The sequence below is a fragment of the Nitratireductor sp. GZWM139 genome (assembly GCF_030068685.1).
In the GTDB taxonomy this organism is placed as follows: domain Bacteria; phylum Pseudomonadota; class Alphaproteobacteria; order Rhizobiales; family Rhizobiaceae; genus Nitratireductor; species Nitratireductor aquimarinus.
In genome coordinates, this window is the sequence record NZ_JAMQML010000012.1 from 77316 (window position 1) to 96204 (window position 18889).

Sequence of the window (18889 nt, forward strand, 5' to 3'; positions counted from 1 at the left end):
GGAAGACTGATCGATGTCGTCGTCTAGTTCGGCGTTCACGACATTAGGCTCCGCTGGTCTTCTTGGTGGCCGGACGCTTCGCCGCGCCCGCCGCAGTGGTCTTGCTGGCGGCCTTCGGCTTGGCCGCCGCTCTCGGCTTTGCAGCCGCCTTCGTCGTCGCCGGCTTTGCAGCGGCCGTCTTGGCTGCCGTGCTTTTGGCTGCCGTGCTCTTTGTCGAAGCAGCCTTCGTCGACGCCGCCTTTGTTGAAGTAGCCTTCGGCGACGTCTTGGCAGACGTGGACTTCGCCGGAGCCTTGACGGCTCCAGCCTTCCCCTCGCCCGGCATGCGGGTTGCCCCGGCCTTGGCCGGTTCCGCCGCATGCGTCTCGGTCGAGGCCGGAGGCCCTGACTTCGCCGCCTGCGGCTTCATGGCCTCATCCAGCCCGGAACGAATATCACGTCCCACCTGCTCCAGAGGGTTCAGGTGCTTCTTGATCTCGTTGCGCGGATCGAGCTTGCGCGCGTCGTCCACGATAGACTTCACGTCATCAAGCTCGGCTTCCTGCAGCGCTTCATCGAACTGCTTGCGGAAATCGCCAGCCATGCTGCGCAATTTGGACGTCGTGCGCCCGAATGAGCGCAGCATACGCGGCAAGTCCTTCGGCCCGACCACGACGATCAGGACGATGGCGATCACCATGATTTCGGGCCAGCCAAGATCAAACATAAGTCACCGGAAAGAGGGGCAGGAAGTTTATCCGCAGCGCATCAGCGCCGAATCAGCCGGACTTCTTCTTGTTCGGCTTGCTTGCGTCCTTCACCGGCTCGTCAGCCTGATGCTCGACCGTCTTGGTCGTGTCCTCGTCATCGTCGGACATGCCCTTCTTGAAGCTTTTGATGCCCTTGGCCATGTCACCCATCAGCTCGGGGATCTTGCCGCGACCAAAGAGGAGCAGCACCACGACGAGCACGATGAGCCAGTGCCAGATTGAAAAGGAACCCATGATCAGTCTCTTTCACCAATTGCCATTGATTTGATTTATGCGCTTTCGCCCGATTGTTCAAACGATTGTCTCGCAAACACAAGCACATCGCTCGGGACGACATTCAGCCATATATCGCGCACGCCCGGCTCCAGATGTCCACAGCGCACACGCGCCCGGACATGATGATCCGCGCCGGGAATGGCGAGTTCGAGAAATTCCACCACGCCGAGGAACCGGCGCGAGATGATGCGGGCAGGCACGGCCCCGCCCTTCTGGTCCACCTGGAAGCCGGAAAGGCGCACCGCGACCGTTGCCGCAGCCCCCTCTTCCAGCCCATCGGCGGGAAAACGTCCAAGCGGCGTTTCCACCGCGCCTGCATGAACCCGCCCCTCGAATTCGTTGATCTCGGAGAAGAAACCCGCAACGAAAAGATCGGCAGGACGATGATAGAGTTCTTCGGCAGTGCCCACCTGCACCAGCCCGCCATCCTTGAGCAGGGCGATCCGGTCGCCCATGCGCATGGCTTCCTCGGCGTCATGCGTCACCACAACCGCCGTGGCGCGGCTCTGGCGCAGGATCGCAAGCGTTTCGGCGCGCACATTGTCCTTCAGGCGCGAATCGAGCCCGGAAAATGGCTCGTCCATCAGGAGAACCGCCGGACGCGGCGCAAGCGCGCGCGCAAGCGCAACACGCTGCTGCTCACCGCCCGACAGCACATGTGGATAGGCGTCGGCATAGCCGTCGAGCCCGACACGCTCCAACGCGTTCATCGCCTCCTGCCGCGCCTCGCCGCCCGACAGGGCTGTCAGGCCAAAGCGCACATTGTCGAGAATCGTCAGATGCGGAAACAGCGCGAAATCCTGGAACACCAGGCCGATGGAGCGTTTCTCCGGCGGCAGGAAGACATCCGGCCCCGCAATCTCCCGCTCATTGAGGAATACCTGCCCGGCGCGCTGCGCCTCGATGCCGGCGGCAATGCGCAGAAGCGTCGTCTTGCCGGAGCCGGAAGGCCCCAGAAGGCACAGCACCTCGCCCGGCTCGGCTGAAACCGAAACATCGCGCAGCGTCTGCCCGCCCGAAGCATAGGAATGGCTGATGTTCTTGAAGGAGAGACGCGCCGCAAAGCTGACGCCGGCTGTCCTGCGCGCCGAACTTTGCTTCTTACTGTCCATGCACCGGTATCCCTGGATGGATCGCAGGCGGCCCCTGTCCCGCGGACCTTCCGTCAATCATCCTCTGCGAGCGGTGTCAACAGACCGAGCTCTTCCAGATCGATATCCGTCAACGGATCTTCATCTTCTGTGAGTTCATCGGGATCTGTCATGGGCTGGGGAACGGCAAAATTGGCCGGCATGCGGGCGGAAAGCAGCCCCGCGCCCTTCAACTCTTCGATCCCCGGCAGATCACGCAGTTCCGCCAGACCGAAATGGTCGAGAAATTCCGTGCTGGTTCCGTAGGTTACGGGCCGTCCGGGCGTGCGGCGGCGACCGCGCATCTTCACCCAGCCCGTCTCCAGCAGAATGTCGAGCGTGCCCTTGGAGGTCTCGACACCACGGATTTCTTCGATCTCTGCCCGCGTCACCGGCTGGTGGTAGGCGATGACCGCGAGCATCTCGAGCGCGGCGCGCGACAATTTGCGCTGCTGGACCGCATTGCGGCTCATCAGGAAGGAAAGATCGCTCGCCGTGCGAAACACCCAGCAATCTTCCACGCGAACCAGATTGATGCCGCGCTTTTCATAGTCGCTGCGCAGTGCTTCCAGCGCCTCGGCAACATCCGTACCCTGTGGAAGCCGCTCGACCAGCGCCCGCTCGGGCACCGGTTCGGCGCTGGCAAAGATGATCGCTTCGACCATGCGCTTGGCTTCCACCAGATGCGGCGAAACAGACTTGCTCTCTTCCCTTTCCTCATCGCCATCATTGGCGACAAACGGAACCACATTGCTGTTTTCAGTCATCATAGCCCTCGAAGAGGCTGGCGGGAGCCTTCTTGCCCGTGCGCATATAGATGGGCGCAAAAGCCTCCTGCTGCCGGATTTCCAGTGCGCCTTCGCGCACCAGCTCCAGCGAAGCGGCAAACGAACTGGCCGTCGCAGTCGCCCGCTCCTCGGCATTGGTCATGTAACGGATCAGAAAATGATCGAGCGCCGTCCAGTCGCCAAAATCACCGATCATCCGCACCAGAATGTCGCGCGCCTGCTTCAGGGACCAGACGCCGCGCTTGGCGATGCGCACATTGGTCACCGCGCGCCGCTGGCGCTGCGCAGCATAAGCGGTCAGAAGATCATAGAGCGAAGCGGAGAAAGCGCTCTGCTTCTGCACGATCACCGGCTCGGGCATGCCGCGCGCAAACACATCCCGGCCAAGCCGGTTGCGGTTCACGAGCCGCGCTGCCGCATCACGCATCGCCTCAAGCCGTTTCAGGCGAAACTGCAGAAGGGCCGCCATCTCCTCACCCGTCGGCTCTTCGTCCTCGGGCTTCTTGGGGATCAGCAGGCGCGATTTCAGATAGGCAAGCCAGGCCGCCATCACCAGATAGTCGGCGGCCAGCTCCAGGCGCATCTTGCGCACCTGTTCGATGAAGGCGATGTACTGCTCGGCGAGCGCCAAAACGGAAATGCGCGCCAGATCCACCTTCTGTGTACGCGCCAGATGCAGCAACAGATCGAGCGGGCCTTCAAAGCCCGCCACATCGACCGTCAGCGCAGGCTCCGACACCCCGTGATCATCGGGTTTGTCGTCCCACAGCTTCTCCATGGGAGCCGGTTTGACGGCTGTCTTTTCAGCACTCTGCGCCAAGCGTTGTGGTTCCTATCATCAGGCGACCGCCGCGAAGCATTGCTCGAATTCCGCCCGCGCGGCCAATTCTTCAGTGTCGTCACCCGGTGTCAGGTACGCCATGGCGCGGTTCGCACGCTCTAGGCTCTTGCCCGACAATTCCGGCGCTTTTTCGGCGACGGCCTTCATTTCCGGCATGATGCCGTGACAGTGAAGGACGAGATCACAGCCTGCCGCAAGGATTGCTTCCGCACGATCCGAGAAATCCCCAGAAAGTGCGTGCATCGAGACGTCATCGCTCATCAAAAGCCCGTCAAAGCCGATTTCGCCGCGAATGATCTCCTGCACCACCTTCTCGGAAGTGGTCGCCGGACGCTCAGCATCGATGGCGTGGAAAACGATATGCGCGGTCATGGCCATGGGCAGATCGGCAAGCGCCTTGAACGGCACGAAATCATGCGCGCGCAGCTCGTCCAGCGAGGCCGTCACCTCCGGCAGCGCCTTGTGGCTGTCGCAGAACGCGCGCCCGTGACCGGGCACATGCTTCATCACCGGCAGCACGCCCCCGGCCATCAGGCCGTCACTGGCCGCGCGTCCGAGCGCAATCACCGCCTCTGGATCATGCGCATAGGCGCGGTCGCCGATCACGTCATGCGCGCCGGCAATCGGCACATCGAGAACCGGCAGACAGTCAGCGGTAATGCCGTAGCGCTTAAGGTCCATCGCGTGCAGACGCGACATCAGCCAGGCAGCGCGCACGCCGGCCTCAGGATCCCTGTCGTAAATCCTGCCAAGCTCCGAAGCCGTCGGATAATTGGCGGCCATGGGCGGTCGCAGCCGCTGCACCCTTCCGCCTTCCTGATCGATGAAAACCGGCGCATCCGGCCGCCCGACACTGTCGCGCATGGAGGCGACAAGGTCACTCAGCTGCCCGGCCTCCGCGATATTGCGCGCGAAGAGGATGAACCCCCAGGGACGCTCGTTTCGATAGAAGGCGATTTCGTCCGCCGTCAGCTTGGTCCCGGTCGCACCGAGGATCATGGATTTTGATTCGCTCATGCCCACAGGATAGCCGGGCGCACGAATCTGGAAAAGAAAACAAAAAACCGCCGCGCAATGGCGGCGGTTTTGACTGGAGTGTCTGCGAAACCTACTTCGAGACGAAGCAGCTTCCGCCAGCCGATTTCAGCTGCGAGCAGAGACGGATTGCATCGTCCTTCGAAGAAGAAGGAATGCGCACACGATAGTAAGTGCCCTTCCCTGCGATCTCCGCCTTGACGATGTTCACGCCCTTGCCGGTCAGCAGGTTCCCGTAGCGCTGCGCCATGTCCTGATAGGATTTTTGCGCCGCTTCCACGGTCGGCTGCGAAGAAATCTGCACCGACCAGCCATCCGTACCGGTGGTTACCGGTGCGGGAGCCGGAGCCTGTGCGACAGGCTGCGTCGGCTGGCTCGGGGCTGCGGCCACCTGCGAAGACTGCTGCTGTGCAGCTGGCTGCTGCGGCGCCGCCGGCGCTGCAGGCCGCGATGTCGGCACCGGCGCCTGCACATTCGGGGCGGCGGCCGTTTCGCCGGCACCCGTCTGGGCTGTGCCGGAAACAGGCGCATTCTCACCGGCTGCCGCCAGCCTTGCGTCAGGCGCAACCTCTTGTGCATTGCCGGTCGCAGCAGGCGCGCCCGCCGTTTCCGTCGCCGTCTGCACCGGAGCTTCCGGCTCGCGCGGAACAATCGTTCCGTCGGGACGAACCACCATGGTGCGCACGCGACGCGGGGTCATCGCCGTCACCGGCTCACTGGTCGGCGCTGCGGTGTCACCTGCATTCGGATCAAGACGTTCTTCCGACTTCGGTGCGGCAAGCGGAACCTCGACGGGCTCCTCTGCCGTGGACACCAGGCGCTCCTGCGCGGGATCGCTGTCCGTCTCACCACCGGTCACGCGCTGATAGACCTGATTGTCCTGATTCGGGACCTGCTGGCCGCCCGGGTTTTCAGGCTTCACCTTGACCGGATCATTGTCCGCGCGAACGACCGCCGGGGCCGTGTTGTCATCGCCGCCACCGGATCCCAGTGCGAAGAAGGCAATCGCGCCAACCACGGCAACACCACCAACCGCAGCCGCGATCAACGTGTTGCGACGGCTCTTGAGCGGGTTGGAGCGCGAGGCCGCAGCCGCAGCAGCTGCCGCTGCGGGCGCTGCCGCCTGTTCTGCCGGCGTAAATTCGTCGACGGGCTCGTCCCAGGGCGTCATGGCCGGGGCAAATCCATCCGCAGCTTCCGCACGACCGGAAACCGCCGCACCGGCATCCCTGCCCGCAGCGAAATCATCGTCGAACTCGCCGGTTTCGGCAAAGCTGTCGGCAAAGGCCGTCTCGAAGTCGAAATCGTCCTGCGGACGCCGCGGCTCATCGCCCTCAAGGGCAGCTGCGGCATAGGCGTCCCTGGGAATGGACGATGCCGGCGTTTCCTCGGCCGCGCTTCTGGTCTCTGCACGCTCGGGCAGGCTCTCGCTATCGCCGAAAGCACGCGCCAGCGCCAGTTCCAGATCATCCGCCTCGGCTGCCGGCGCATGCTCCGGCTCGCTCACGAATTCCGGGATGTGGGCGGAATCGGTAACGGGAACGCGCTCATTGCCGGGAACATCGACCGTATCGATGAACGGCGTGCTGGCTTCGCTGCCGCCACCATAGCTCACATTCGGCTGCGGTTCTTCAGGCTGCTGCCAGAACGGAATCGACGATGCCGGTGTGGTCTCGGTTGCCTCGGGCGCGACTGGCTCATGCGTCTCGACAGACTGGAGAGCCTCGGGCGCTCCAAAATCAAGATCACCCCAGTCGAAGCTCGTTTCGGGGGTCGGTTCTCTCTGCGGCTCCATGACGGGTTCCGCCACCTCCTCTTCCGCAAGAGCCCCCGCAGTCAGTTGCTGTTCGAGACTGGCCGCAAAATCATGGTCATCGCCGGCCATGTCTGCATCGACAGTACCAGACTTTTCAGCCCCCTGCGCAACGGAATTTGCGAAGGCCTGAGGCGAAAGATAGGGATCTGCACCGCCCGAAACCCGAACGGCGTCGGCAAGAGCCGCCGAAATGTCGGTGGCTGGCGGCACGTCGAATTCGGAGATTGTCGATGCAACATCCCCGGCAACGGCATCCGCCGCATCCGTGTCCTCAGAAGGCATGCTTGCCCAGGCGTCGGGCTCCGGGAACATGTCCTCGTCCTCAACGCCCGCTCCAGTGGGAGTGGCGGAAGACGTGATGTCGGTCTCGACCGTCTGCTCTGGCTGCACGTCCATGGGTTGCGTGACCATGGGCTGGGAGTGCATGGACTGTGTGTGCAGGGGCTGTGCGTGCACGTAACGCGTATCGGCCGCGTCTGATTCGACCGGCTGAGCGGATACGTCGCTCACCTGCCAATTGTCGGCTGCAAGCGAAGCTTCAAGATCATTGTCGAGCTGTGCAAAATCGCTCTCATCGAACGTTACGACCGGCTCCTCGGCTGGCTCCGGCGCGCTTTCCTCGATGGGCTGCTGCTCTTCCGCAGCGAAGGACGCAAACTCACGGGCGCTCGCATCAATGTCGAACTCGGAAAAATGCTGTTCGATATCGTGCGGGTCAAAAGCCGGAGGCGCTTCATGGCCCTGACGGGCCTCGGGAGCCTCGGGCGCTGCAAACGCATCGTGCTGCGAAACCTGCTCCGGCTCCTGAGCAGCGGCCACCGGCTCGCGCTCCATGGAAGGTTCAAACGACGGTTCAGGCTCTGCCATGGATGCGGCCGGGGAAGCGGAAACGTCTGCCGACACGGCTTCCTCCCCGGGCTCGAGGCGCATTTCGCTCTCAAAGCTCGCCGCAAAGGTCTCGTCGAGTTCATTTGCCATGTCGGAGGCAAGATCCACTTCGGGCTCCTGCTCCATCGCTCCGGGCTCTTCAGCCGCTGGCGGCGCTTCGAAGCGCCAGTCCTGCGTCTGCATTTCCGGACGGCTGTGGTCTTCGGCCGGTTCTTCGCGAACCTCGTCGGAAAACTCCGCCAGGTCGCCCAGCAGCTCGTTCTCAAGCTCGAGGGCGAGATCATCGCCCTCCTGCCCTGCTGCATTGCCAGAATCCTCGGCGCGCCGTGGATCATGCCCCATAATGCGGGTCAGTTCCGCAAACGGGTCATCATCAGCAAAAACGGCGCTATCCGCACGTTGGTTCGGGCTATGATCTGCCATACCTTTTTCCGCACTCACACTCGGTAGACGCCCGCGACGTCATACAATTGTCGGGTACCAGCGCAATGTGGGCAAAAGGTGACAGACGATCGCACCCCTTTCGGGATGAGATTAGCGCATCTCTGAAGGCGCCTCGGCCCCGATCAACGCAAGTCCGGATGTGAGTACATCACGAACTGCCTGCACCAGACCCAGTCTGGCGTAGGTCAATTCTGGATCGTTAACCTTAACAAAACGTAAGTCGTCTGTCTCGCTGCCGCGATTCCACTGAGCGTGGAAGAGGCTCGCCAGGTCGTAGAGGTAGAATGCCAGCCTGTGCGGCTCCATCGCCTGGGCTGCACTTTCGACCAGACGCGGGTACTCGGCGAGCTTGCGTACAAGCGCCATTTCGCCCTCGTCGGAAAGCTTCGAAAGCTGCGCCTTCATCTCCTCGCGGCCGAATTCCGCAATGCCCAGCTGGTCGCTCGCCTGGCGGAAAGCCGAGTGGCTGCGCGCAGATGCATACTGCACGTAAAAGACCGGATTGTCCTTGGACTGCTCGGTCACCTTCTGGAAGTCGAAGTCGAGCGGCGCATCGTTCTTGCGATAGAGCATCATGAAACGGATCGGATCACGCCCGACCTCGTCCACCGCCTCGCGCAGGGTCACGAACTCGCCTGCCCGCTTGGACATGCGCACCGGCTCGCCGCCACGGAACAGCTTCACGAGCTGGCAAAGCAGCACCGTCAGCTCCACCTTGTCTTCGGCCAGCGCCCGCGCCACGGCCTGAAGCCGCTTCACATAACCGCTGTGATCAGCGCCCAGCACATAGATCATATGCTCGAAGCCACGATCCAGCTTGTCCTTCATATAGGCCACGTCGGCGGCAAAATAGGTGAAGCTGCCATCCGACTTCATCAGCGGACGATCAATGTCATCGCCCACTTCGGTGGAGCGGAACAGGGTCTGCTCGCGGTCTTCCCAGTCTTCCGGCTTCTGCCCCTTCGGCGGCGGCAGCTTGCCCTTGTAGACATGGCCCTTCATGGTCAGATCGTTGATCGCGGAACGGATCGCCCCGCCATTGCCCTCATGCAGCGAACGTTCGGAGAAGAACACGTCGTGGCGGATGTTCAGCGCGGCGAGATCGTCGCGGATCATCTGCATCATGCTCTCGACCGTCCTGTCCTTGACGATCACCATCGCGTCTGCGGACGGCATTTCCAGAAGCCGGGTGCCATATTCGTCCGCCAGCGCCTTGCCGACCGGCTTCAGGTAATCGCCCGGATAGAGACCTGCGGGGATTTCGCCGATGTTCTCGCCAAGGGCCTCGCGGTAGCGCACCATGACCGACTGGCCGAGCACGTCGATCTGCACGCCCGCATCGTTGATGTAGTACTCGCGCACCACGTCATAACCGGCGAAATCGAGCAGATTGGCCAGCGCATCGCCAACCACCGCGCCGCGGCAATGGCCCACATGCATCGGGCCGGTCGGGTTGGCCGACACATATTCCACGTTCACCTTCTCGCCCCTGCCGAGCTGCGAACGGCCATAATTCGTGCCCAGGTCGAGCATTTCGCCAAGCCGCGCCTGCCAGAAGCTGTCGCTCAGCTTCAGGTTCACGAAGCCAGGACCGGCCACGGAGGCAACCGCCACATCCGGATCGGCCTCGAACGCCTTGGCGATCTTCTCGCCCAGCGCGCGCGGATTGTCGCCAACGGCCTTCGCCAGCACCATGGCTGCATTGGTCGCCACATCGCCATGGCTGGCGTCTCGCGGCGGCTCCACGGCAACGCGCAAAAGGTCAAGCGGCTCACCGTTGCTGGCCTGCAGGCCAAGGGCTTCAATGGTCTTTGCGACCCGATCCGAAAAATCGGCGAAAATGTTCATGGACGATGTCCTGAAAAAGGTTCGGTTGAAAGGTACCGTCCGCCCGGTGGCGGAATTGCGGTTGGCACTAGCTCAATTCAGGAGTCTGGTCAAACAGACGTCGATGTTCCTTCACCGCGTAGGTGTCGGTCATGCCGGCCAGAAAATCGGCCACATGCCGCGCCTTTTCAGCGTCTTGCGCCACATCCAGCCCCTCGCGCCAGCCCTCCGGCATTTGGCGTGGATTGTCGAAATAGGCGTCGAACAGGTCCTTCACGATGCGGTCGGCATTGGCCCGCACCGCCACAACCGTCTCATGCCGGTAGAGATTGGCGTAAAGGAAGCGCTTCAGCTCCTTTTCATCCGCCGCCATGCCGTCGGAGAAGGCCACAATCGTCTGTCCCGCATCGTGCACATCGTCCGCATTCGCGGGCTTCAGTTCTTCCAGACGCTGCCTTGACGCCACGATCACATCCTCGACCATCACCGTGATCTGCCGGCGCATCAGCTCATGCCCGCGCCGCACCGGATCGAGATCGGGATAGCGTTCCTCAACCGCGCTCAGAATTCTTCCCGGCAGGCCAACGCCCGCCATCATGTCGAGCGTGAGCAGGCCCGAGCGCAAACCGTCATCGATGTCATGCGCGTTATAGGCAATGTCGTCGGCAATGGCCGCGCACTGGGCCTCGATGCCCGCATAGCGCGCCAGCTCCAGATCGTGCCGCGCCACATAATCCAGAATGGGCTGCGGCACCGGCCCCTCGAGCCCCCTGCCCTGTGCATCCATCAGCGGGCCATTGTGCTTCACCAGCCCTTCCAGCGTTTCCCAGGAAAGGTTCAACCCGTCGAACTCGGCATAGCGGTTCTCAAGTTCCGTCACGATCCGCAGCGACTGTGCGTTGTGATCAAACCCGCCCCAGCGCGCCATGCATTCGTCGAGCGCATCTTCGCCCGTATGGCCGAATGGCGTGTGGCCGAAATCGTGAACCAGCGCGATGGCTTCCGCCAGATCCTCGTCACAGCACAGCGCCCGCGCCAGAGCACGGGCGATCTGCGCCACCTCGATGGAATGGGTCAGCCGCGTGCGGTAATGGTCGCCCTCATGGGCGATGAAAACCTGCGTCTTGTGCTTCAGCCGGCGAAAAGCGGTCGAATGGATGATCCTGTCGCGGTCACGCTGGAAAGGTGTTCGTGTCGGGCTTTCCGGTTCTGGAAAAAGCCGCCCGCGCGAGGCCGCCGGGTCCGTGGCGTAAACCGCCCTTGGCCGATACCCGAAGCCGATGTCCCGCAAACCCTGTTCACTGTTCATGATCCGCCACACCGTTGGGGCAGACCGTTTCAGGCCTGCCGCTGTTGCTGTTTCAACCCCAACCGCACCACTCGGACAAACCCGACTGCGTTGCTCAGGTTGACTTGCCGCCTGCGGCTTCATACCTATTCAATGAACACGAACGCAAGGTGACCGTCAGGACAACCACCATGGGCATGGACGCGGGAACGGAAATGAAGAGCGTTGAACTGACCGAGGCTGCGGCCCGGCGCATTACCAGCATCCTCAAGGACGAGCCGGGCAAGATCGCCCTGCGCGTGTCCGTCGAGGGCGGCGGCTGCTCCGGTTTCTCCTATGCATTCGACCTGGTCGGTGAGCGCAATGAGGACGACCACGCCATCGAGCGGGACGGAGCCACCGTCCTGATCGACGATCTTTCGCTGGTCTATATGGGCGGCTCGGTCATCGACTTTGTCGACGATCTGATCGGCCAGTCCTTCCAGATCAGAAACCCGAACGCCGTCGCCTCCTGCGGCTGCGGAACCAGTTTCTCCATCTGATCCAAAAATCCCTTTCAGAAAAAAAGCGTCGCGCCCCCTGCGCGGCGCTTTTTTTCGTGCGCATTTTCCGGCGCATTCTTTCCGTGGGCGCTCTGTCACAGCCAAAACCCGATTGACGCAGAGGCTGAACCCGTTACAAGGGCGACCGCCTCAATGAGGTATTTTTATTCAAGTATATATTTGTTTTAAAAGGATATTTCATGAACAGACGAGATATGGCGGGGCTTCTTGTACTCCCCGCATTGCTGGCCTCAATGCACACACCCGCCCGCGCCGACGATCAGGCTCCGAAGGCCGATTATCAGCGGGTCCAGCCGCTCCTCGACACGAAGAGCACCATCCTTGATCAGAAGCTCATCTACCCGAATGGCGAGGCCGAGCTGAAGGCGGTCGTGGTCACGCTGATGCCGGGCGAGGAAACCGGGCGTCACATGCACACGGTTCCCCTGTTCGGTCACATTCTGGAAGGAGAACTCGCCATCCAGTACGAAGGCGAGGAAGAGAAGACCTTCAAGGCCGGCGACAGCTTCATCGAAGCGCTCAACACCTGGCACAATGGCCGCGTGGTGGGCGACAAGCCGGCCCGCATTCTCGCCGTCTTCATCGGCAACGCAGAAACGCCGCCCGTCATCCGCCCCTGACGGCGCGCGGCCCCGACCATTTTGCGTCTTCGGGAGCAAGCCCCCGAAGACGCGTGCGGCTTACGCTTCGTTCTCGCCCCCGACCTCTTCAGGCAGGATCAGGTTAAGGACGATGGCCAGGAATGCCGCCGGCAACAGGCCGGAGGTCAGCAGGATCTGCGCCGTCTTCGGCAGGTGCTGGAGTGCTGCCGGCTCCATCTGAAGCCCGAGCCCGACCGAAAGCGACACGGCGAAGATCACCATGTTGCGGCGGTTCCAGTTCACTTCCGAAAGCATGTTGATGCCCGCTGCCGCAACCATGCCGAACATCACGATCACGCCGCCACCCAGCACCGTGATCGGCACGGTCGAGATGATTGCGCCCACCTTGGGGATCAGACCGCAGACGATCAGGAAAATCGCGCCGCAGGTCACCACATGCCGGCTCATCACGCCCGTCATCGAGATCAGGCCGACATTCTGGCTGAACGAGGTGTTCGGCAGACCGCCGAAAATGCCGCCAATGGCTGTTCCAAGACCATCCGCATAGGTCGCACCGGAGATTTCCTTCTCCGTCGCCTCACGGCCCGCACCACCCTTGGTGATGCCCGACACGTCCCCCACGGTCTCGATGGCCGAGATGACCGCCATGAAGCACATGCCGATGATTGCGGGCGCAGCCAGTTCAAAGCCCCATTTGAAGGGAACGGGAACCGCCACCCAGGATGCATTGCCAACATTGGAGAAGCTCACCATCCCCATGGCAAGCGCCACCACATAGCCGGCGATGAGCCCCAGAAGCACGGCTGCAATCGACCACATGCCGCGCGCGAAGAATTTTAGCAGAAGCGTCACGACAACCACGACCAGCGCCACGCTCCAGTTCTGAAGGCTGCCATATTCCGGCTTGCCGATCAGCGGCACGCCGCCTGCCGAATACTGGATGCCCACCTGAATGAGCGACAGGCCGATCATGAGAACAATCAGGCCGGTCACCAGCGGCGGCAGCGCAAAGCGCAGGCGTCCGACAAAGCTGCCCAGGAAGAAGTGGAAAATGCCGCCGATCACGACACCGCCCATCAGCGCGCCCATGGCGGCCACGCCCTGCCCGGCCACGACCGGGATCATCACCGGCAGAAAGGCGAAGCTCGTGCCCTGCACGATCGGCAGCCTTGCGCCCACCGGGCCCATGCCAATTGTCTGAAACAGCGTCGCGATGCCCGCAAACAGCATCGCCATCTGGATCATGTAGATCAAATTCGGAAAATCGGGCGAGTTGGAGCCAAAACCGAAACCGGCCGCTCCCGCCACGATAATGGCCGGCGTGACGTTCGAAACGAACATCGCCAGCACATGCTGAATGCCCAGCGGCACCGCCTGCATCAGCGGTGGCGTATAATCTGGATTGCTCAAATCGGCCCGCGATAAAGCATCGCCGGCGCGCTCCATTGTCTGTGTCATTTCGTTCCCCGGTTGTGTTTCAGATTTTCTGAAATCTTTTCTTGAAATCATCGGGCACAATGGGGCGCGCAACTATCTATAATTTTTTGAAAGACAGACACGGATTCAAACAGTAAGCGTCCGCAACATTGAAGCTTTTCGCGAAGGAAATTCTTCAGCTTTTTCTGTTTGGATCGCCTTGTTCCCAGCCCTGACCGGACCGGGCTCACATGAGCCCGGTCCCACCGTTCAAAATCAATGCCAGCCCGCGGAAAGACGCCGAACGCCTGATGCTGCCACTCCAAGCCCTCAAGAGATCCGCTCGCTACGCGTTGATCCGGGCCGGCCTGGAAGGTTCAGCCATTGCCCTAAGGACAGGCCTGCCATCGAAAACGCCGGCACGCGGCGTCATCTTCGCCCTGCATCACGTGGATCCGCAGACGCCGCCAGGCTGGACGCCCAATGCGTGGCTCAGCATCACGCCCGCTTTTCTTGAAGAAGCGATCAACGCCGCGCGCATGCAGGGGCTCATCCCCATCGCGCTCGAAGACCTGCCCGAACGCCTGGCCGACGAGAGCGACACACGCCGCTATGTTTCTTTCACGCTCGATGACGGTTATCGCGACAATGCCCGCTTTGCCGCGCCCGTGTTCCAGCGTCACGGCATTCCCTACACGATCTTCATCACCTCGGGCTTCGTCGAGCGCAGCCGCTCGATCTGGTGGAAGACGGCGCAGGAAATCACCATGCGCTGCGAGACGGTCGACCTCTCGCGCATCGGTATCAATGAGCGCGCGAGCGCCGGCACCCGCATGGCCAAGATTGCCCTGTTCGACCGGCTGTCGGGTCTCGTGACGGATGCGCAGGACGAAGACGCGGCAATCGCGCTGCTGGACGATCTTGCGCTGGCCCACGGCGTCAATCCGCTGGAGATCACCGAACGCCTTACCATGAGCGCGGATGAGCTTGCTGCTCTTGCAGGCGATCCGCTTGCCCGTTTTGGCGTACACACGCTGACCCACGCCAATCTGCGCAAGGTCGATGACGCCCGCCTCCATCAGGAGCTTTCCGCCTCCGCCTCGAAGCTTCGCGGCTATGTAGGTGCCTCTCCCACGACCTTCGCCTATCCCTATGGCTATCCGTCCGCCGTCGGCGCACGTGAAATCGCCGCCGTCGAACAGGCGGGCTTTGCCGCTGCGGTCACCACGCAGCCCGGTCTGCTCTCGCCCGGCGCACGCGACGCGCTCGCAGCACTGCCCCGTGTCTCGCTCAACGGGTTCTATCAGCGCCGCCGCTATGTCGAGGCGCTTCTCTCCGGTCTGCCCTTCCGCCTGCGAGGCAACCCGGCCGCGCAATAGAGCGCGCAAGGCATGGTCTGTCAGTATCCTGCACAAGGCGGTTGCGGCCCCTTCCCGTCCAACCTAAGAAGAGGTTGAGCTGTGGAAGGGCCCCCATGAAGATCGCTACCTGGAACATCAACGGCGTCAAGGCGCGCATCGACAATCTGCTGCACTGGCTCAGCGAGTCCAGCCCGGACATCGCCTGCCTGCAGGAGATCAAATCCGTCGACGAACTGTTCCCGCGCGAGGCCATCGAGGCGCTCGGCTACAATGTCGAGACCCATGGCCAGAAGGGCTTTAACGGCGTCGCCATTCTTTCCAAACTGCCTTTCGACGAGGTCAACCGCCGCCTGCCCGGTGATGACAGCGACGAACAGGCCCGCTTTATCGAAGGCGTCTTCTCCACCGACAAGGGCGTTCTCAGGGTCGTGTCGCTCTACCTGCCAAACGGCAACCCCGTCGACACCGAGAAATTCCCCTACAAACTTGGCTGGATGGAGCGGCTCGAGCGCTGGAGCGCAGAGCGCCTGAAACTCGAAGAGCCGCTCGTTCTTGCCGGCGACTACAACGTCATTCCCGAGCCCGAAGATGCGAAAAACCCGGACGCCTGGGTGGGTGACGCCCTGTTCAGGCCCGAAAGCCGCCAGGCCTTCCGTCGTCTCGGCGCACTCGGCTTCACGGACGCACTGCGCGCCGTCAATGATCAAGCCGGCGTCTACACATTCTGGGATTATCAGGGTGGCTCCTGGCAGAAGAACAACGGCATCCGCATCGATCACCTGATGCTGTCGCCAGAGGCGGCAGACCATCTGGGAACCGTCACGGTGGAAAAGCACACGCGCGGCTGGGAGAAGCCGTCCGATCACGTGCCCGTGGTTGTCAATCTGAAGCTCAACCCCGCCTGAGGCAAACGCCCCGCATTCTGCCCCTTGGGGTCCAGCCCCTCAAAGCCGCTTGATGGCCCGCGCCGCGCTTGCGTGCTATCATTTGCGGGTTATGGGCATGTTCCGGTCCTTCCCGGTCGTCGCACTGGCGACAACACTCTGCCTGCCGGTCGCAGCATCTGCTGCGCCCGAATGTGCGTGCCGCGCCAATGGCAAGACCTTCGCGCAGGGCGAAACGGCCTGTCTGGCAATGCCGGACGGCCCGCGCCTCGCGCGCTGCGAGATGGTGCTCAACAATTCTTCATGGAAGGTTCTGGATCGCCCCTGCGTTGAGACGGCAAGGCTTCCAGAGAAACTGTCTGATCCGACAGTCACGCGGCTCAGCGCCGCAACCAGCGGGAAATAGCCCCGCCGGGTTTCATGCTTCAGTCGAAGCCGTTTTCGCGCAGATCATGCGCCAGTGCGATTGCCGTGCGGCGATCCGATTCGCCGGCCAGCGCAAAGGCCTGCTCCTGCATACCGCGGATCCAGCCCACGTCGTTTGGTGCCGCATGGTCGAGCGCAGCGGTCATCATCGCCAGCCCCTTCACCACGCGCCCGCTCTCGAACAGGATGTGTCCGAGCATCGCCTGCGCGCCGGAATGGCCCTTTTCAGCAGCCAGCTGGAACCAGCGGGCGGCCTGCTGCACGCTCTGTGCAACGCCCTCGCCGTTCAGGAACATTCTGCCGACCTGATACTGCGCCTCGGAATTGCGATAGGTCGCAGCCGCACGCATGAAATGTTCCTGCGCGGCCAGCGGATTGGCGCGGATCGGGCTGTCGGGAATGCCAGCCTTGAGATATTTGCCAAGCGCCACAAGCGCATCGGAAATGTAGGTCTCGTCGGGGCTGCCCGGACGCACTTCCTGCTGCGCAACCGCAGAGAAGAACTTGAAGGCTTCGTAGTCGTTGCGCGCAACGCCATCGCCTTCGGCATACATGCGCGCCAGTTTCCAGCGCGCGCCGACCTGACCGTTTTCAGCGGCGTAGCGGTAGGCCTCGACGGCTTCCTGCTTTTCGCCGCGCTTGTAGGCAGAGAAGCCGAAGCGGAACACGGCCCACGGGCTGCGCTTCTCCGGCTCCTGGATCACGGCGTTCTCGTCGAGCGCGTAAGCGGCTCCCGGTAGCGCCACGAAGGACGCTACCAGGCCGGCAAGAACAGCTGTTTTCCCTGCTTCAAATATCCGCATAACAGTGCGTTTCTTTCTTAGCCCCGGGATGGGTCACCGCGCCATCGCGAGCCGGACCAACCGTCTGGGCATACTTCCAGATCGCGCCCGACTGATAGTCTGTCTCACGCGGTTTCCAATCCTTGGCGCGCTCTGCGAGTTCTTCATCGCTGAGCGCCACGTCGATCGTGCCGTCAACGGCATTGATCGTGATCATGTCGCCATCCTTCAGCAGACCGATCGGTCCACCGACCGCAGCCTCAGGCCCGACATGGCCGATGCAGAAGCCGCGCGTTGCGCCGGAGAAACGGCCATCGGTGATGAGCGCAACCTTGTCGCCCATGCCCTGACCGTAAAGTGCGGCCGTGGTGGCAAGCATCTCGCGCATGCCGGGTCCGCCCTTCGGGCCTTCATAACGGATGACGAGCACTTCGCCTTCCTTGTAGTTCCGGTTCTGAACGGCTGCGAAGCATTCCTCTTCGGAATCGAAGCAGCGCGCCGGGCCCGTGAACTCCAGATTCTTCATGCCGGCGACCTTCACGATTGCACCTTCCGGAGCCAGATTGCCCCTGAGGCCAACCACACCGCCGGTCTTCGTGATGGGGTTATCCGCCGAACGAACGACGTCCTGTTCTTCATTCCACGGAACATGCTCCATGTTTTCGGCAATTGTGCGGCCAGTCACCGTCATGCAATCACCGTGTAAGAAGCCATGCTCCAGAAGCGTCTTCATGAGGAGCGGAATACCGCCGGCCTCGAACATGTCCTTGGCCACATATTTGCCGCCCGGCTTCAGGTCGGCAATGTACGGGGTCTTCTTGAAGATCTCGGCAACGTCAAACAGCGTGAAGTCGATGCCGACCTCGTTGGCAATCGCCGGCAGGTGCAGCGCGGCGTTGGTCGAACCGCCCGAAGCGGCAACCACGGCAGCAGCATTTTCCAGCGCCTTGCGCGTGACGATGTCGCGCGGGCGGATCTGCTTGGCGATGAGTTCCATCACCTTTTCGCCGGCGGCGTAGTTGAACCGGTCACGCATCTCGTAGGGAGCCGGCGCGCCGCAGGAATAAGGCAGCGCAAGGCCGATGGCCTCGGCAACCGTCGCCATCGTGTTGGCGGTGAACTGCGCGCCGCAGGAACCGGCCGACGGGCAGGCAGCCTGCTCGATTTCGGTCAGGTCGGCGTCGGAGATCGAGCCGACGGAGTGCTGGCCAACGGCCTCGAACACGTCCTGAACGGTGATCTGGCGACCACGGTAATTGCCGGGAAGGATCGAACCGCCATAGATGAAGACGGACGGCACGTTGAGGCGCACCATCGCCATCATCATGCCCGGCAGCGACTTGTCGCAGCCGGCGAGGCCCACGATCGCGTCATAGCAGTGGCCGCGCATGGTCAGCTCGACCGAGTCGGCGATGACCTCACGCGACACCAGCGAAGACTTCATGCCCTGGTGGCCCATGGCGATGCCGTCGGTCACGGTGATGGTGGTGAATTCGCGCGGCGTGCCATGGGCGGCTGCAACGCCCTTCTTGACCACCTGCGCCTGACGCATAAGCGAAATGTTGCACGGCGCTGCCTCGTTCCAGCAGGTGGCAACACCCACGAGCGGCTGCGCGATCTCGTCCTCCGAAAGCCCCATGGCGTAAAGATAGGAGCGATGCGGCGCCTTTGCCGGGCCCACCGTCACGTATCGGCTTGGAAGTTTGTCTTTCGAAATTGCTTTAGCGTCCATAACTACCCCATCCGCAGCGCGCGGCATTCTCCTGAACATTC

The 18889-nt window shown here is 62.3% G+C and carries 17 protein-coding genes; 5 read left to right on the forward strand and 12 right to left on the reverse strand.

Annotated features, from left to right (window positions below; translation table 11 throughout):
• Positions 1 to 43: 43 nt before the first annotated feature.
• From tatB to NDI72_RS15315, 9 genes are all read right to left on the reverse strand, one after another.
• Positions 44 to 706, reverse strand: a complete 663-nt coding sequence (gene tatB, locus NDI72_RS15275) for a Sec-independent protein translocase protein TatB (RefSeq protein WP_283800869.1) — start codon at positions 704 to 706, stop codon at positions 44 to 46.
• Between the two features lie 52 nt (positions 707 to 758).
• Positions 759 to 983 carry a twin-arginine translocase TatA/TatE family subunit gene (locus tag NDI72_RS15280; RefSeq protein ID WP_113155475.1) on the reverse strand — a complete coding sequence of 75 codons (225 nt, stop codon included), beginning with the start codon at positions 981 to 983 and terminating at the stop codon, positions 759 to 761.
• Positions 984 to 1018: 35 nt separating this feature from the next.
• Positions 1019 to 2137: an ABC transporter ATP-binding protein gene (locus NDI72_RS15285; protein ID WP_283800870.1), complete on the reverse strand. Its 1119-nt coding sequence runs from the start codon at positions 2135 to 2137 to the stop codon at positions 1019 to 1021.
• A gap of 53 nt (positions 2138 to 2190) precedes the next feature.
• Positions 2191 to 2922 carry an SMC-Scp complex subunit ScpB gene (gene scpB / locus NDI72_RS15290; protein ID WP_113156343.1) on the reverse strand — a complete coding sequence of 244 codons (732 nt, stop codon included), beginning with the start codon at positions 2920 to 2922 and terminating at the stop codon, positions 2191 to 2193.
• Positions 2915 to 3721 carry a segregation and condensation protein A gene (locus NDI72_RS15295; protein ID WP_204360910.1) on the reverse strand — a complete coding sequence of 269 codons (807 nt, stop codon included), beginning with the start codon at positions 3719 to 3721 and terminating at the stop codon, positions 2915 to 2917. Before NDI72_RS15295 ends, scpB begins: the two co-directional genes overlap by 8 nt.
• Positions 3722 to 3781: 60 nt before the next feature.
• The gene (gene nagZ, locus NDI72_RS15300; RefSeq protein WP_206546365.1) at positions 3782 to 4801 is read right to left on the reverse strand and encodes a beta-N-acetylhexosaminidase; all 1020 of its coding nucleotides are present in this window, start codon (positions 4799 to 4801) and stop codon (positions 3782 to 3784) included.
• 91 nt (positions 4802 to 4892) lie between these two features.
• A complete protein-coding gene (locus NDI72_RS15305) occupies positions 4893 to 7946 on the reverse strand; it encodes an SPOR domain-containing protein (protein WP_283800871.1) in 3054 nt (1017 codons plus the stop codon).
• A 111-nt stretch (positions 7947 to 8057) separates the two neighbouring features.
• Entirely contained in the window at positions 8058 to 9815 is a 1758-nt protein-coding gene (argS, locus tag NDI72_RS15310; RefSeq protein ID WP_283800872.1) for an arginine--tRNA ligase, read from the reverse strand.
• A 67-nt stretch (positions 9816 to 9882) separates the two neighbouring features.
• Entirely contained in the window at positions 9883 to 11103 is a 1221-nt protein-coding gene (locus tag NDI72_RS15315; RefSeq protein WP_283800873.1) for a deoxyguanosinetriphosphate triphosphohydrolase, read from the reverse strand.
• 170 nt (positions 11104 to 11273) lie between these two features.
• On the opposite strand from NDI72_RS15315, the gene erpA reads away from it, so the two are divergent.
• On the forward strand, positions 11274 to 11624 hold the full coding sequence (erpA, locus tag NDI72_RS15320) for an iron-sulfur cluster insertion protein ErpA (RefSeq protein ID WP_206546368.1): 351 nt from the start codon (positions 11274 to 11276) through the stop codon (positions 11622 to 11624).
• 200 nt (positions 11625 to 11824) lie between these two features.
• The gene (locus NDI72_RS15325; RefSeq protein WP_224873587.1) at positions 11825 to 12265 is read left to right on the forward strand and encodes a cupin domain-containing protein; all 441 of its coding nucleotides are present in this window, start codon (positions 11825 to 11827) and stop codon (positions 12263 to 12265) included.
• 60 nt (positions 12266 to 12325) lie between these two features.
• Here NDI72_RS15325 and NDI72_RS15330 read toward each other — a convergent pair whose 3' ends face one another.
• Entirely contained in the window at positions 12326 to 13705 is a 1380-nt protein-coding gene (locus tag NDI72_RS15330; protein ID WP_283800874.1) for a uracil-xanthine permease family protein, read from the reverse strand.
• Between the two features lie 269 nt (positions 13706 to 13974).
• On the opposite strand from NDI72_RS15330, the gene NDI72_RS15335 reads away from it, so the two are divergent.
• From NDI72_RS15335 to NDI72_RS15345, 3 genes are all read left to right on the forward strand, one after another.
• Positions 13975 to 15042, forward strand: coding sequence for a polysaccharide deacetylase family protein (locus NDI72_RS15335; RefSeq protein ID WP_283800875.1), 1068 nt, complete (start codon positions 13975 to 13977; stop codon positions 15040 to 15042).
• A gap of 95 nt (positions 15043 to 15137) precedes the next feature.
• The gene (gene xth / locus NDI72_RS15340; protein WP_283800876.1) at positions 15138 to 15929 is read left to right on the forward strand and encodes an exodeoxyribonuclease III; all 792 of its coding nucleotides are present in this window, start codon (positions 15138 to 15140) and stop codon (positions 15927 to 15929) included.
• Between the two features lie 97 nt (positions 15930 to 16026).
• The gene (locus NDI72_RS15345; protein ID WP_206995016.1) at positions 16027 to 16314 is read left to right on the forward strand and encodes a hypothetical protein; all 288 of its coding nucleotides are present in this window, start codon (positions 16027 to 16029) and stop codon (positions 16312 to 16314) included.
• A gap of 19 nt (positions 16315 to 16333) precedes the next feature.
• Here NDI72_RS15345 and NDI72_RS15350 read toward each other — a convergent pair whose 3' ends face one another.
• Positions 16334 to 17137, reverse strand: a complete 804-nt coding sequence (locus NDI72_RS15350) for a tetratricopeptide repeat protein (protein WP_113155487.1) — start codon at positions 17135 to 17137, stop codon at positions 16334 to 16336.
• The gene (ilvD, locus tag NDI72_RS15355) at positions 17124 to 18848 is read right to left on the reverse strand and encodes a dihydroxy-acid dehydratase (protein WP_206546373.1); all 1725 of its coding nucleotides are present in this window, start codon (positions 18846 to 18848) and stop codon (positions 17124 to 17126) included. Before ilvD ends, NDI72_RS15350 begins: the two co-directional genes overlap by 14 nt.
• Between the last annotated feature and the right edge of the window lie 41 nt (positions 18849 to 18889).

Coding starts and splice junctions, on each gene's coding strand:
- tatB (WP_283800869.1), bottom strand. CDS start 706: ATGTTTGATCTTGGCTGGCCCGAAATCATGGTGATCGCCATCGTCCTG.
- NDI72_RS15280 (WP_113155475.1), bottom strand. CDS start 983: ATGGGTTCCTTTTCAATCTGGCACTGGCTCATCGTGCTCGTCGTGGTG.
- NDI72_RS15285 (WP_283800870.1), bottom strand. CDS start 2,137: ATGGACAGTAAGAAGCAAAGTTCGGCGCGCAGGACAGCCGGCGTCAGC.
- scpB (WP_113156343.1), bottom strand. CDS start 2,922: ATGACTGAAAACAGCAATGTGGTTCCGTTTGTCGCCAATGATGGCGAT.
- NDI72_RS15295 (WP_204360910.1), bottom strand. CDS start 3,721: ATGGAGAAGCTGTGGGACGACAAACCCGATGATCACGGGGTGTCGGAG.
- nagZ (WP_206546365.1), bottom strand. CDS start 4,801: ATGAGCGAATCAAAATCCATGATCCTCGGTGCGACCGGGACCAAGCTG.
- NDI72_RS15305 (WP_283800871.1), bottom strand. CDS start 7,946: ATGGCAGATCATAGCCCGAACCAACGTGCGGATAGCGCCGTTTTTGCT.
- argS (WP_283800872.1), bottom strand. CDS start 9,815: ATGAACATTTTCGCCGATTTTTCGGATCGGGTCGCAAAGACCATTGAA.
- NDI72_RS15315 (WP_283800873.1), bottom strand. CDS start 11,103: ATGAACAGTGAACAGGGTTTGCGGGACATCGGCTTCGGGTATCGGCCA.
- erpA (WP_206546368.1), top strand. CDS start 11,274: ATGGGCATGGACGCGGGAACGGAAATGAAGAGCGTTGAACTGACCGAG.
- NDI72_RS15325 (WP_224873587.1), top strand. CDS start 11,825: ATGAACAGACGAGATATGGCGGGGCTTCTTGTACTCCCCGCATTGCTG.
- NDI72_RS15330 (WP_283800874.1), bottom strand. CDS start 13,705: ATGACACAGACAATGGAGCGCGCCGGCGATGCTTTATCGCGGGCCGAT.
- NDI72_RS15335 (WP_283800875.1), top strand. CDS start 13,975: ATGCTGCCACTCCAAGCCCTCAAGAGATCCGCTCGCTACGCGTTGATC.
- xth (WP_283800876.1), top strand. CDS start 15,138: ATGAAGATCGCTACCTGGAACATCAACGGCGTCAAGGCGCGCATCGAC.
- NDI72_RS15345 (WP_206995016.1), top strand. CDS start 16,027: ATGTTCCGGTCCTTCCCGGTCGTCGCACTGGCGACAACACTCTGCCTG.
- NDI72_RS15350 (WP_113155487.1), bottom strand. CDS start 17,137: ATGCGGATATTTGAAGCAGGGAAAACAGCTGTTCTTGCCGGCCTGGTA.
- ilvD (WP_206546373.1), bottom strand. CDS start 18,848: ATGGACGCTAAAGCAATTTCGAAAGACAAACTTCCAAGCCGATACGTG.